The organism is Chromobacterium subtsugae, assembly GCF_001676875.1.
Classification (GTDB): domain Bacteria; phylum Pseudomonadota; class Gammaproteobacteria; order Burkholderiales; family Chromobacteriaceae; genus Chromobacterium; species Chromobacterium subtsugae.
This window is the reverse complement of the sequence record NZ_JYKA01000015.1, coordinates 1-12,191: the sequence shown is the minus strand read 5'-3', so window position 1 is coordinate 12,191 and position 12,191 is coordinate 1. Positions and strand designations below refer to the sequence as shown.

Annotated in this window: 13 protein-coding genes and 1 other RNA gene; 7 read left to right on the top strand and 7 right to left on the bottom strand. The window is 62.4% G+C overall.

Going from position 1 to position 12,191, the window contains the following annotated elements; all coding sequences use genetic code 11:
• The first annotated feature begins 22 nt into the window (after nt 1-22).
• The 3 genes from MY55_RS16440 to MY55_RS16430 all read left to right on the top strand — a co-directional run bounded on the left by MY55_RS16440 (nt 23) and on the right by MY55_RS16430 (nt 4,379).
• Nucleotides 23-619, top strand: coding sequence for an Ntn hydrolase family protein (locus MY55_RS16440; protein ID WP_043573502.1), 597 nt, complete (start codon nt 23-25; stop codon nt 617-619).
• Nucleotides 616-1,494, top strand: a complete 879-nt coding sequence (gene hslO / locus MY55_RS16435; protein ID WP_065202732.1) for an Hsp33 family molecular chaperone HslO — start codon at nt 616-618, stop codon at nt 1,492-1,494. Before MY55_RS16440 ends, hslO begins: the two co-directional genes overlap by 4 nt.
• Before the next feature lie 212 nt (nt 1,495-1,706).
• Nucleotides 1,707-4,379: a M9 family metallopeptidase N-terminal domain-containing protein gene (locus MY55_RS16430; RefSeq protein WP_167595305.1), complete on the top strand. Its 2,673-nt coding sequence runs from the start codon at nt 1,707-1,709 to the stop codon at nt 4,377-4,379.
• 77 nt (nt 4,380-4,456) lie between these two features.
• Here the strand turns inward: MY55_RS16430 and MY55_RS16425 are convergent, their stop codons facing one another.
• Nucleotides 4,457-5,530 carry a patatin-like phospholipase domain-containing protein gene (locus tag MY55_RS16425; protein ID WP_043573511.1) on the bottom strand — a complete coding sequence of 358 codons (1,074 nt, stop codon included), beginning with the start codon at nt 5,528-5,530 and terminating at the stop codon, nt 4,457-4,459.
• 102 nt (nt 5,531-5,632) lie between these two features.
• On the opposite strand from MY55_RS16425, the gene MY55_RS16420 reads away from it, so the two are divergent.
• From MY55_RS16420 to ssrA, 3 genes are all read left to right on the top strand, one after another.
• The gene (locus MY55_RS16420) at nt 5,633-6,355 is read left to right on the top strand and encodes a GAF domain-containing protein (protein WP_043573514.1); all 723 of its coding nucleotides are present in this window, start codon (nt 5,633-5,635) and stop codon (nt 6,353-6,355) included.
• Nucleotides 6,356-6,429: 74 nt separating this feature from the next.
• Entirely contained in the window at nt 6,430-7,050 is a 621-nt protein-coding gene (gene ribA / locus MY55_RS16415; protein WP_047243987.1) for a GTP cyclohydrolase II, read from the top strand.
• 63 nt (nt 7,051-7,113) lie between these two features.
• Nucleotides 7,114-7,478, top strand: a transfer-messenger RNA (tmRNA) gene (gene ssrA / locus MY55_RS16410).
• A gap of 62 nt (nt 7,479-7,540) precedes the next feature.
• On the opposite strand, the gene MY55_RS22800 is transcribed toward ssrA, so the two are convergent.
• Nucleotides 7,541-8,764 (bottom strand): site-specific integrase, encoded by a 1,224-nt coding sequence (locus MY55_RS22800; RefSeq protein ID WP_081284723.1) that lies wholly within the window; start codon nt 8,762-8,764, stop codon nt 7,541-7,543.
• 344 nt (nt 8,765-9,108) lie between these two features.
• On the bottom strand, nt 9,109-9,741 hold the full coding sequence (locus MY55_RS16400; protein ID WP_065202729.1) for a deoxynucleotide monophosphate kinase family protein: 633 nt from the start codon (nt 9,739-9,741) through the stop codon (nt 9,109-9,111).
• A 40-nt stretch (nt 9,742-9,781) separates the two neighbouring features.
• Here MY55_RS16400 and MY55_RS23710 point away from each other — a divergent pair, with 40 nt between their 5' ends.
• A complete protein-coding gene (locus tag MY55_RS23710; RefSeq protein ID WP_157889352.1) occupies nt 9,782-10,189 on the top strand; it encodes a hypothetical protein in 408 nt (135 codons plus the stop codon).
• Nucleotides 10,190-10,289: 100 nt separating this feature from the next.
• Here the strand turns inward: MY55_RS23710 and MY55_RS24655 are convergent, their stop codons facing one another.
• From MY55_RS24655 to MY55_RS16380, 4 genes are read right to left on the bottom strand one after another with little or no spacing between them, the layout of a single operon-like run.
• Nucleotides 10,290-10,622, bottom strand: coding sequence for a DUF4031 domain-containing protein (locus tag MY55_RS24655; RefSeq protein WP_081284722.1), 333 nt, complete (start codon nt 10,620-10,622; stop codon nt 10,290-10,292).
• Nucleotides 10,622-11,284, bottom strand: coding sequence for a hypothetical protein (locus MY55_RS16390; RefSeq protein ID WP_065202728.1), 663 nt, complete (start codon nt 11,282-11,284; stop codon nt 10,622-10,624). The genes MY55_RS24655 and MY55_RS16390 overlap by 1 nt, the downstream gene beginning before the upstream one ends.
• Nucleotides 11,285-11,286: 2 nt before the next feature.
• Nucleotides 11,287-11,655: a hypothetical protein gene (locus MY55_RS16385; protein ID WP_081284721.1), complete on the bottom strand. Its 369-nt coding sequence runs from the start codon at nt 11,653-11,655 to the stop codon at nt 11,287-11,289.
• 9 nt (nt 11,656-11,664) lie between these two features.
• Nucleotides 11,665-11,880: a DUF7706 family protein gene (locus MY55_RS16380; protein WP_047236679.1), complete on the bottom strand. Its 216-nt coding sequence runs from the start codon at nt 11,878-11,880 to the stop codon at nt 11,665-11,667.
• Nucleotides 11,881-12,191: the final 311 nt, after the last annotated feature.

The window sequence follows — 12,191 nt, the reverse complement described above, 5'->3', positions numbered from 1 at the left end:
CATCATTGACAGGGTGTGCCGCATGACAACCATCGTGGCTGTGCGCAAGGGCAATCAGATTGCCATCGCCGCCGATAGCCAGACTACTTTTGGCGACGACCAGAAGCTGCTGGCGCCGTACGACTGCTTCCACAACAAGATCTTCCGCCACGGCGACAGCTATCTGGCTGTGTCCGGCTCGGCCGCGCACGACCTGGTGCTGCAGGGCGCGCTGAAGGATCTGAAGAAGAAAGACCTGAGCAGCCGCCAAGGCATCTTCGACACTTTCCGCAAGCTGCATCCCAAGCTGAAGGACGCCTTCTATCTGCGTCCGGAGGAGGATGAGGAAGATCCGTACGAATCCAGCCAGATGATGGTGGTGATCGCCAACGCCCACGGCATTTTCGGCGTGTACCCGATGCGCGAGATCTACGAATTCTCCCGCATCTGGGCGATAGGCTCGGGCCGCAAATTCGCGATGGGCGCGATGTACGCGGTTTACGATCAGGACCTGTCCGCCAGGGAGATCGCCGAGATCGGCGTGCGCGCCGGCTGCGAATTCGACGTCAGCTCCTCGATGCCGATGTCTGTCTATACCGTAGAGTTGGCCGCGAGCGCGGCCGGGGAAGTAAAAGCATGAACCAACACGACAAACTGCAACGATTCCTTTTCGACGGCGCGCCGGTGCGCGGCGCGCTGGTGCGCCTGGACGGCGCCTGGCAGCAGGTGCTGTCCCGCCGCGCCTATCCGCAAGCCTTGAAGACCATTCTCGGCGAAATGATGGCGGCCTCGGTGCTGATGGCCGCCAATCTGAAGTTCGACGGCACGCTGATCCTGCAGATCCACGGCACCGGCGCGCTGAAGCTGGCGGTGGTGGAATGCAACAACGACCGCACCGTGCGCGCCACCGCCAAATGGGAAGGCGAGCTGGAGGGCAAGCCGCTGGCCGAACTGCTGGGCAGCGGCGGCCGTTTCGTGCTGACGCTGGAGCCGCGCCTGGACAAGAACCAGACCTGGCAGGGCATCGTGGCGCTGGAGGGCGAGTCCGTCGGCGAAATGCTGGAAAACTACATGCGCCGCTCCGAGCAGCTGGACACCGCGCTGGTGCTGGCCAGCGGCGACGATGCCGCCGCCGGCATGCTGTTGCAGCGCCTGCCGGAAGGCCATGGCGAAGCTGAGGGCTGGCAGCGCATCCAGGTGCTGGGCCGCACGCTGAAGTCGGAAGAGTTGCTGACGCTGGACGCCGAAGACATCCTGCATCGCCTGTTCCATGAAGAAGAAGTGCGGGTGTTCGAACAGGAAAGCGTCAGCTTCAACTGCAATTGCTCGCGCGAACGGGTTGGCGGCATGCTGACCATGTTGGGCGGCGAGGAAGTGGGCAGCGTGCTGCTGGAGCAGGGCAGTGTGGAGATCGTTTGCGACTATTGCAACCAGCACTATGTGTTCGACGAGGAAGACGTCACCCAGTTGTTCGATTACGACGTGGTGGCCAGCGCGCGCGATGCGCGGCATTGACGCCTCGGGCGCATTGTTCTGGAAAAAGCCGCTTATGCGGCTTTTTTTGCGCAAACTTTAGCTTTTTCCAGCTGTGAAAATTAACTGACCGGTTTTATTGTTTAAGATCACTTCCTGACCTTAAACACAATATTCAATATACGCGTCATCCATTATGCTTCGCGTCGCATGATTTTCAAGTCATGCGTCATTAACAGCAAATGGATGACTCGATGAGCACAATAAAAACACTGGGGCGGTATCGCGCCCTGGGACTTTCCGTGATGGCCTCGGCGCTGCTGTCGGCATGCGTGGGCACTGGCGGCGGCGATCAGGCCGCGGCCAAGCAGCCCGCGCCGCAAGCCAACCAGCCGTCGGCGCGCTATTCCTCCCATTCTCCGGCCTTGCCGGAAAAACCGGACTACCCGCACGGCCTGCCGCCGGCCGCGCCGGATAACGGCGCCGGGCAGCCGCCGGCCAAGCCGCAAGGCCAGCAAGGCCAGGCCGCCCGCCGGGCGGCGAAGGCCGAAGCGGCCGCGCCGGCCTATGCCGATTGCGACGAAGCCAAGCTCGGCCAGCTGTCCGGCCAGGCCTTGGTGCGCTACGTGGCCAGCGTGGACGGCACTTGCATGAACCGCCTGTTCCAGGCAGACACTTTCAGCTACCGGGTGGTGTCGCCGGCCAATATGCAGCTGGTGGCGGCCGAGGCGCGCCAGCGCGCGGCCGCCTGGGACGGGCAGAACGCCAATGGCCTGTGGCCGCTGGCGGTGTTCCTGAAGGCGGGTTACTTCCTGCAGTACAGCCATGCCAAGGAAGTGGGCGACTACGGCGCGGCGGTGGACCAGCCAGTGATGCAGGTGGTGGAGGCGCTGGCGGCCAACCCGGCGCTGTGGGAGGTCAAGGCGATAGACAGCCGCGGCGACCACGATGCGTGGTATCGCGAGCGCGACGCCCGCCAGAGCGTGGCGGAAACGTTGATCCTGGCCGATTCGGTGCGCAAGGCCGACTACGCGCTGCCTTTGCTGACGCGTTTCTTCAACCGTTACAACGCCGCGGCCAAGGACAATTGGGCGCGTTTCGCGCTGCACCCGATGCAGACGCTGCTGTTCAATATGCATTACCAGCCCGAATTCGCCCAAAAGGTGGAGAAGGGCCAGCTTGACGGACTGGCGGCCAGCCTGGCAGGGCTGACCCGCGCCGGCCAGCCGGCTTTCGCCGACGAGCAGATGTTCCTCAACACCCTGCGCGAAACCGGCCGCTTCATGCAATACCCGCGCACCGCGCCGCAAGCCGAGGCCGCCGTCGCCTTGCACCTGAAAGGCGAGAGGTTCGGCGCCGCCTGGGCCGAAGCGGTGTATGCGCTGAAGAAGCTGGGCAAGGTGCCGTGCGAACGCTACGGCATCTGCCAGGCTGAACAGGAGTTGCGTGCCAGCCTGTTTCCCAACCGCTGGAGCTTCGACAACGGCAATCTGGTGTTCGAGACGCCGCTGAGCCTGGCCGAGGTGGAGCCGCTCTATTACGCGATGAAGCAGGTGCAGACCCAGCTGTTCCGCGTCGCCGGCACCAAGCAGCCGGTGGCGGACGACCCCAACGCCAAGCTGCGGATGGTGATCTACGGCACCAAGACCGCCTACCAGCGCTTCCAGGGCCTGCTCAACGAGCTGTCCACCGACAACGGCGGCATCTACATCGAGAAAGACGGCACCTTCTACACCTTCCAGCGCGAAGTGCCGCGCGAGAGCTATCTGACCCTGGAAGAACTGGTGCGCCACGAATACGTGCACTATCTGTCCGGCCGCTTCATCCAGCCGGGCATGTGGGGGACGTCGGAGTTTTACCGCGATGATCGCCGCATGCCATGGTACGACGAAGGCTTCGCCGAATTCATGGCCTGGAGCACCCCGCGCGACGGCATCAAGGTGCGCGGCCACGTGGTGGACGTGGTGGCGAACGGCTGGCCGAACAGCTTCCTCGAGCCGTCCCGCATCATGCGTTCCAGTTATAGCGACGGCTGGGACTTCTACAGCCATTCCGCGCTGTGGTTCTACTACCTGAACCAGCGGCAGCCGGGCAAGATCGCCGACATCCTGGCCGCGCTGCGCGTCGACGACGTCAAGCGTTTCGACGCGCTGGTGAACAGCATGGGCGGCGACGCCGCGCTGGTGTCCGGTTTCCGCCAGTATGTGGACCAGCAGGTGCAGGCGGCCAAGTCCGGCCAGTTGGGCAATACCTCCACGCAGGAGGGGACGGACTGGCTGGCGCAGGATAAGTGGCAGGCCGGCGACGCCGCCGCGGTGGAGGCGGCGCTGCGCCGCTCGCTGCCAGCGGTTTGCCAGGTATGGGCAGACGGCAAGGACAGCGCGCTGCGCCGTTTCGAGTGCAACGGCACGCTGCCGCTGAATGCGGCGAACAACACCCAAGCGCGCCAGGAGCTGGACAAGCTGCTGGACGGCGCGTTGCAGAGCCTGGTGAAGACTGGCGGCGTCAACAACCTGATGGCGACCAACTGCTCGGCCACCGACTACGACTTCAAGCGCAAGACCGCCGTGCTGCGTTGCGAAGGGCCGCTGGGTCCGGCCGGCAGCGCCAAGCCGCAGCCGCCGCAAACCGGCGAGCTGAACCTGGCCAAGCTGAGCTACGGCGGCCCGGCGCGCTGCCTGCGCGGCCAGTTTGAAGGCGTGGGCGGCGTCGAGCGCTACCAGCTGGTGCAGGCGCCGCAACTGGGCCGAGCGGTGGTTTCCGACTGGGGCACGTTCAGCTATCGCCGCGACCTCGATCAGCCGGGCGTGGCCGACAAGATCACCGTTCGTCTCAGCAAGGGCGCGCAATCCCGCGACGTGGTGGTGGAGCTGAACGCGACGCCGCGCGACATGCCGGAAGAGCAGTGCTGGGCGCAGGCGGGTTGATGGCTTGACCCATCAACAAACAGCGAAGCCGGGCATCTGCCCGGCTTTTTTCATGCCGGCGCCGGCAGTCCGGCGGCTTAAAGCGGCTGCACCGCGATGGAGCCGGGCTTCTCCAGCCATTCGCGGAAGGCGTCGCCCAGGCGCTGGCTTTCCGCGCTGGCGGTTTTCCAGTGCTCGCGCCGCAGCGCGTCCCGCCGCAGGTAGCGGTGGAAATCCTTGCGGTCCGGCAATTTGCCGGAGGGCAGCCGCGCCAGGTACTCGCGCGACGGCGCGATCAGCACGGTATTGGCCTGATTGCTGCGGCTGGCCTTGCGCCAAGGCAGCGATTTGTCGAACCAGCCCGGCACGATGCGGTCGGTGAAGTGCGGGTATAGCGCGATCTCTTCGCCGTCGGCGAAGGGGAAGTCGATGTGGTAGTCGGTGAGGCCGCCGTCGCGGTAGATGGCCGGCGGCGCGTCGGGCAGCTGCACGCCGTGCAGAAAGCCGGGAATGGCCACCGTGCCCATCAGCGCCTGCCGCAGATTGCCGGCGTCCAGCGCCAGCAGCCGGGTGGGGATGGCGTCCGTCGGCTTGAAGCGCAGCGAGCTGCGCGGATCATGGCAGATGACCCGGCTGAAGCTGTGCCGCAGCAGCGGCCGCGACACCATGTTCAGCGCCGCCGCCACCGCCAGGCCGGACAACAGCGCCGGCTTCGCCTCGCTATTGGCCAGGCCGTGCGACTGCACCAGCAGCAGGCTCAGCCGATAATGCGGATGGTCCAGCAGCCTGGCGAGGCCGTCCGCGCCGAGGATGTCGTCCAGCATGGCGCGGGTCTGCGCGGTGATCTGGGCGGTGGTGACGCGGGGGGAATAGCCCTCCTCGGTATAGCGTTCGGCCAGTCGCGCCAGCGCCCGCGCCGGGTCCGGCTGCATCGCGCAGGCGAAGCGCCAGCCGCCTATCGACGCGCCCACCAGCTCGCGCTCGCGCGGCGCGCCGGCCAGCCATTCGAACACCGCCTGGTCCAGCCCGGTCAGCCCCACCGCCTTGGGTCCCCCGGCCGCGCCGGGCAGGCTGCCGACTTGTTGCGCCGACAGGCCGCGTTGCAGGATTTGCCGGGCTTTGGCGCCGGCCTTGATGGTGAGCGCCGGGTGGCGGATATGAATGGCTGTCATGAGGATATAAGGGGCTGAAATGGCGGACCGAAGGGGAGTTTGGTATCCTGTTAGGTTTCAAATCGAAGCGCATCGCAAATGCGCCGCTGTTCAGGAGTCCTCATGATACCCGCAAGCCAGCTGACCGACTATCTGCGAGAGCAGGCGCTGAATCTGGATGTCACGGAGCTGCAGATCGCCGTGATCACGCTGCAGGCCGTCCTCAGCGTGGACAAGCCCGCGCCGCGCCGCGACCTGTACCGCTACCGGGTGCCCAAGCTGGGCGAGGGCGGCAGCTGCTCGCTGGTGAACGAGCTGGACGACACCCCGTACGACCTGTCGTTCGTGCTGGGTGGCGAAACGCCGGAGCTGACCGCCGCGCTGGTCAACCTCAACGCGCTGGTGGAGTCGGTCAACGCCAAGGTCGGCGCCGAATGGCTGGGCATCTACCGCAAGATCGGCGTCGGCAAGGACGCCATCCTGGTCAAGCTGGCTTACCAGGGGGTGGAGAGCCGCGCCGAATTCCCGCTGACCGAAGCCTTCGCCGAATACAGCAACAACAGCCGCGTCGGTCTGACCGGCTGGGCGGTGGTGGTCGACGACGTGGCGCAGTGGCGCGCCGATGGCGGCGGCTACTACGAATGCGACCCGAAAGTGAAAAGCGAGGTTTGCCTGCCGGTGCTGGGCGGCGACGACAATGTGCTGGGCATCATCGACGCCGAGGCTTTCGAGCCCGGCTTCTTCACGCCGGAGCGCCAGGTGTGGCTGGCGGCCCTCGCCATCGTGCTGGCGCCGCAGCTGGCCGCGCTACCTGCGCTTGAAAAACCGGATTCGCTCCCCAACTAAACTTTGTCCAGGCCGCCGTGGCGGCCTTTTTGCATTGCAGGCCAGTTGCTGGCGTTCACCGAGTTGGAGAAGTCATGTCGTCATTCCCGTTGCCAGATTCCGCAGAGCCCGTCATCCAGTATGTGGCCAGCTGCGAATTGCCCACGCCCTGGGGCGAGTTCGTCATGCACGGTTTCGAAGAAGAAGGCGGCCGCGAGCATGTGGCGCTGACGCTGGGCGACGTGTCGGACGGCCAGCCGGTGTTGGCGCGGCTGCATTCCGAATGCCTGACCGGCGACGCGCTGTTTTCGCTGCGCTGCGACTGCGGTTTCCAGCTGGAGGCGGCGATGGAGGCCATCTGCAAGGAGGGCCGCGGCGCGCTGCTGTATCTGCGCCAGGAAGGCCGCGGCATCGGCCTGATCAACAAGATCCGCGCCTACAAGCTGCAGGATGGCGGCGCGGATACCGTGGAGGCCAACGAGCGGCTGGGCTTCCCGGCCGACATGCGCGACTTCCGCATCGCCCGCCACATGCTGGAGCACCTGGGCATAGGCAGCGTGCGGGTGATGACCAACAATCCGCGCAAGCTGGCCACGCTGGCGGCCGCCGGCATCGACGTGGCCGAACGGGTGCCGCTGCAAGTGGGGCGCAATCCCTACAACGATCGTTATCTGGACACCAAGGCGGCCAAGCTGGGCCACATGCTGAGCAAATAAGGCCGGGCGCGGGATAATGCTCGCCAAAAGATGGCAAATGTTGTAGAATATTCTTTCTTATCTGGGGGCGACCTGGTTTCGACGGGGGTTGCGAAGCAGATGGGGGCATACCGGGATTTCAGTCACCCCGTAAAACACTGAATTTTTTTAGTCGCAAACGACGAAACTTACGCTCTAGCAGCCTAACGGCCGGCTAGACACTACAACGGTTCGCAGATGGGCCGGGGGCGTCAAAACCCTGTAGTGTCACTTTACATCTGCTAGTGCTGTGTCGGGTTACTTGGCGCAGTGCGAAATAATAGGTGACTCGCCAAAGTCCAGCCTGTCCGTCGGCGTGGCAGCGGTTAAATCCAAATGACACGACTAAGTATGTAGAACTCACTGTAGAGGACTTTCGGACGCGGGTTCGATTCCCGCCGCCTCCACCAGTTTTTTGGCAACGGCAGACAATAGCAGAAGGTCGCAAACCAATAGGGACGCGGCTTTTAGACTAGTCTGCCGTTTTTCTTTGCTGTCTGGTGCCGCCTCCTGCTGTCGTCGTGTTCGCCCAATTTTCGCCCACGTTTCTTCGCTCCAGCGGAACCCACTTGCCGTAGTGCCGGATGATCATCTCGATAGTCTCGTGGCCGAGCTGGCGAGCTAACCACCAGAGGTTCGCACCGTTGCTGACGTGGTGAGAGGCGAACGTGTGGCGGATCTGATAGGGATTCCTGTAGCGGACGCCAGCCCGCTTCAGCAGGGGTGTCCAGGAGCTCATTCGGATTTGCTTTTCCGTCTCCCACCCCTTGCCGGTCTTGTGGTGAGTGAAGACTCGATCACCGGCCAGAAACGAAATCGCCTTTTGCCGCTGCAGGGCTTCCAGCGCCTTGGCCGTCAAGGTAATGTCACGGATACCTGCGGCAGTTTTTGGCCCTTTCTCCTCTTTGACTACGATGTTTTCTTCAATCCTGACTGATCCATGGATGAAATCGACTTTCGACCAGCGCAAAGCAATTAGCTCCCCTTGCCGCAAACCAGTCTCAAACCAAAATTGATACATATTTACATCGTTTCCCGATGCGAATTTCAGGATTGCTTCAATCTCCTCAATCGAAAATGGGTCGACAAAATAGTCAGATTTGTGTGAGGTTTGAGAAAGCAGCTTTCGCAAAGCCACTCGATCCAGTGGATTGAATTCGATCATGCCATCATTCATGGCATCATCAAAAACAGAGCGCAAAGGGCTAATGATATTTCTCGCCGTTTTTGCGGTAACCCCAAGTGCTCCAATCCACGTTCTCAAGAATGCAGGTCCGACGTCGCGCAACAGTTTTTCGCCCATTGCTGGTCGTAAGCGGCCGGAAACGATCTTTTTGTATCCGTCGAGCGTTGATGGTGACATTGTGCCATTTTGTACTGCCTGCTCCCATCCTGAAATTGCTGAGTCGAATAGATCATTCATGGTTGATTTGATGATAGCGTGGCCAAATAGTGACGCACGTTTGCTGTCCGGGAAGTAGTCAGCGTAATTGAAGGTGCCCTTTTCAATTGCGTTTAAAATTTCTCCCTTTAGGCGGGAGGCATATGCAATATTCGCTTTTGTAGCGGGAATTTTTAGAGTCTCTCTGCATTCGACTCCTTTGTACATGAACCGTATTCGAATAGACGATCCTTTCGCCCCGCTGCGCGTTTCTACGCCGCCTTGTGAGACTTCATTCCCTCGTTTTCTATCCATTTTTTTACCGCCTCAGTGTTAACCCACAACTTCCCTGATACCAATTTGCATTCACGGCCATCTAGCCAGGTGCCGCGACGGCGGCGATTGTAAACCGCATCCTTGGTGTCCCCTGAGTCTTCGCAGTACTTTGTCAGTGTTACCCACTTCATGGCGATTCCTTTTTCAGATATTTTCGCCGGACGACCGCATCCGCGGCCAATGTGCCGGACTGAACGACTGGCCCTTGTTGTGCCGCTCGGCATGGAGTGTAGAGGGTAGGGTGCGCATGCTCGCCGGCACTGCCTGCGGAAACAACAAGGCCGCCAGCGAGGGCGGCCGCTTCATGGGAGGGGAGTTCTGCTTCATGCAAGCGCCCCGACTGTCAGGTCGACCACGTCGAGCAGGGTCTTGACGTCGCCGTCATTGTCGATGGTGAGGTCGCGTGAGTGGCGCGGCAGGGCGATTTCGGTCGTGTGCTCGGCCGACGCCTGATAGCCTGGTCGGTTGATGTGCCAAACCCAGCCGCCCAGCTGCCGGATCAAACCGGCCTCGGCGGTCGGGATCGGCGCGCTGGCTGCGTAGCGCAGGCCGGACACGACGACCGGTGCCGTTGATGCCTCAATGCGCGCCCGCACGTCGCAGATGAAATAATCCCAGCCGGCGGTCGCGCGCCGGTAGTCTCCCCATTGCTGCTGGAGCCAGCGAGGCGAGCGGGACTCGCTCAGCTCGGCGTATATCTCTACTACGCGTCTTTGCCTCAGCCAGTCTATGAAGCCCAAGTTCTCGCAATGCTCAAGAGCAAGAGAAATGTCATTGACGTCTTTGAATGCTTGATTTTCGAATGCACCCGTTTCCAAGCCAGGGTAGGCCGCGCGCAGTTCCTCCCGGATCTTGTCCGCGAAGCCGATCTTCACGAAGCCGTGATTGGCGACCAGATGGTCGGCAATGGTGTCTTTGCCGGATTTCTTCGGGCCGGCGAGGCCGATTAGTTGCATGTGGTTCTCCTGCGCAAGCACGGTAGAGAGAGCCTGCGATATGATGAATGTTTCTTCTGCGGAGCGCGCCGTGACAAAGACAAAATACCTCGCCCGTGTTGCTGCATATTTCAAGGGTGAGTTTGCGAGGTTGCTGTCCGAAAGAGACCCCGAGTTGCTTCAAGATCTCATAGAGATGAGAAGCCCCGTTCGCGATGAGGAGGGCATGCTCATTTTCGATTTTCGATTTGATCAGCTCTATTTTCTACTGGCGCGCCGAACCGATATCGGGGATGAAGAGCTCCCAGGCACACTTGGAAATGGCAACGATGTGAGAGATTTTTGTCGCATAATTTCCCGCCCTTGGCCACTTAAAGAGCTGGCAGAACATGGGCTGGCCATAAGACATCTACACCTGTCACGATCCTTCGGCGGAAGCCTTTACCGCATCCACTCAATACAGCCCTAGGCTTTTACTTGTGCCGGCGGCTCCGGGCCAACGTAGATGACGGCGCCGTCGCGGCGCTGGGTGTAGCGGTAGACCGGCGGGGCCGGTAGCGCGGGGGTCATCATGCCGACTCCGGCGGATGCCGCGGGCACGGCCAGCGTAGAGAGCCGTCGCCAGACGGGCAGGTGCACCTCGGTAATGCCTCTCTCTTCTGTCGGATCAGACGCGCCACGCCAGCGCGGTCAATCTCTAATGCTCCGAGTCTGACGGCCGCGGCGCGTTTAGCCAAACACACATCGTAGTGACTGTGCGGCGTGCTAGCCGACTGATGCCACCGTCGCGCCACACCGATCCGGGCCGCCATGGCGTGCAGCTCCTCGTCGGTGTCGGCCAGCATGTGGCACATGATCATCCGGCCATACTGCGCGCGCATGTCGTCTACGTAGACGGCCATCACGCGGCCCCTTCCCTCGGCTGCGGCGCGGCTAGCAGTCGCTGGCCAGCGGCGCGGATCGCCCAGCCAATGTCAATTTGGCCGGTCGACGATTCGTATTCGCAGCCGTCCCACTGCAGAGCGATCTCTTCGATCACGGATGGCAGCTGCTGTGCCGGCTGCGGCGCGGCGGCGAGCAGGGCGCGCAGCTCTTCGGCCAGTTCCAGCAGTGTGGAATGATGGTCGCGCTTCACATCTGCATGGAACCCGCTGCCGAATGACAACGCGCCCATGTCCGAATGGCCGAACTCGCTTGCGTAGTCTTCAGCCTTCTTCTCCAGCATCTTGGCGCATGCCTCCACGCCAGATTGCCACCCATCCAGCACAGCCGGCGCGGGCTGCTGGCGGGTGTAGAGCGGCGTCATTTCCCATGCGCCCGGAGATGCGCGGAAATGCTCTATGCGGCGCTTATCGCTCGCCGGAACATACTGCTCGTCCTGGTCGTCGATATTCACCACCAGCCACGCCAACTCCTCGCCGCTCTGCTCGGTGGCCGGCGACAGCTCGGCTCCATTCAGTGCCAGCTCCAGCGCACTGATCAGTTCGTCGGTCAGCTCGCCGGCACGGTCGAAAGCTGCGATGACGGCGCGCGCGGCGTCCGCCAGTTGGGTCAGGGGTTGCATGGTCAATACTCCGTCGTGGCGAACAGGTCGGGAATTTGCTCGTTGTTGTCTACCAGTTGCTGCAGACGCTCACGGAACGTGATTGAGTGGCCGTCGGGCTTCTCGGCATCGACGAAAAAGTCCAATCGATCCAGCTCCTCGGCAGTCAATGCGCGCGGCGGATCGTCTTCGCCATTCAGGTCGCAGTAGTAGGCCTGTGCCTCTTGCTCCGAGCGCGCAACAACCCAGTCGCAGTCGTTCATTTCGTAGACGTGGACGCCGTTGATGTGGCTGGTGGGCTGCTCGCCCAGGTTGAGGTCGCCGGCCGCGTTGGCCTCGTTGACTGCGGCAATCGCCGCGCCGGTGTCGGGGATGTCGTGCAGGTGTTGCATGGTGGTCTCCTATCGCGGGGAGTGGCCGGCTTCGTTCAGCCCGGTCATGATGGCCGTCAGTCCATCGACCATGAGGTAGGCGCGCCGGGTACGTTCGTCGCGGGACAAATGCGCCTCGGTCAGCTCGTAGAACGTGCTGAAATTGACGCGCTTGCAGAACTGCGCCAATTGGTAGGCTGCGTCGCCATCCATGGTGGCGGTGATGGTGGCGGGCTTGGTGGTCATGGTTCACTCCTCGCCCTGGTCGGGCATTGGTGCCGGCTGATCGGGCAGCCAGCGGTCGTAGGGGCAGGTCATGCGGCGTCCTCCTCAGAAGTCGTGCAGGATGGTGAATGCTGCTGCAGCCACTCGCGGAACCTGGCCGTTCCCAAGGGATTTAAGTCGGTCCACCCTATGGGCCACCCCATTAGCCACTCGACCCAGTCGGGGTTCAGCTGGCCACCCACAGATTGGGGCAGGTTCTCCCCTTGTTTGCCGCCGGTTCGATCCAGGCGGGATCGACCTGGGGAGCGATAGTCCTGCCTGACCGGAGTTGT

Bases quoted from the DNA above. Each gene is read 5' to 3' on its own strand.
- MY55_RS16440 (WP_043573502.1), top strand. From the start codon at position 23: ATGACAACCATCGTGGCTGTGCGCAAGGGCAATCAGATTGCCATCGCC.
- MY55_RS16420 (WP_043573514.1), top strand. From the start codon at position 5,633: ATGATACCCGCAAGCCAGCTGACCGACTATCTGCGAGAGCAGGCGCTG.
- MY55_RS24655 (WP_081284722.1), bottom strand. From the start codon at position 10,622: ATGGCCGTCTACGTAGACGACATGCGCGCGCAGTATGGCCGGATGATC.
- MY55_RS22800 (WP_081284723.1), bottom strand. From the start codon at position 8,764: ATGGATAGAAAACGAGGGAATGAAGTCTCACAAGGCGGCGTAGAAACG.
- MY55_RS16425 (WP_043573511.1), bottom strand. From the start codon at position 5,530: ATGACAGCCATTCATATCCGCCACCCGGCGCTCACCATCAAGGCCGGC.
- MY55_RS16400 (WP_065202729.1), bottom strand. From the start codon at position 9,741: ATGCAACTAATCGGCCTCGCCGGCCCGAAGAAATCCGGCAAAGACACC.
- MY55_RS16430 (WP_167595305.1), top strand. From the start codon at position 1,707: ATGAGCACAATAAAAACACTGGGGCGGTATCGCGCCCTGGGACTTTCC.
- MY55_RS16390 (WP_065202728.1), bottom strand. From the start codon at position 11,284: ATGCAACCCCTGACCCAACTGGCGGACGCCGCGCGCGCCGTCATCGCA.
- hslO (WP_065202732.1), top strand. From the start codon at position 616: ATGAACCAACACGACAAACTGCAACGATTCCTTTTCGACGGCGCGCCG.
- ribA (WP_047243987.1), top strand. From the start codon at position 6,430: ATGTCGTCATTCCCGTTGCCAGATTCCGCAGAGCCCGTCATCCAGTAT.
- MY55_RS16385 (WP_081284721.1), bottom strand. From the start codon at position 11,655: ATGCAACACCTGCACGACATCCCCGACACCGGCGCGGCGATTGCCGCA.
- MY55_RS16380 (WP_047236679.1), bottom strand. From the start codon at position 11,880: ATGACCACCAAGCCCGCCACCATCACCGCCACCATGGATGGCGACGCA.
- MY55_RS23710 (WP_157889352.1), top strand. From the start codon at position 9,782: ATGATGAATGTTTCTTCTGCGGAGCGCGCCGTGACAAAGACAAAATAC.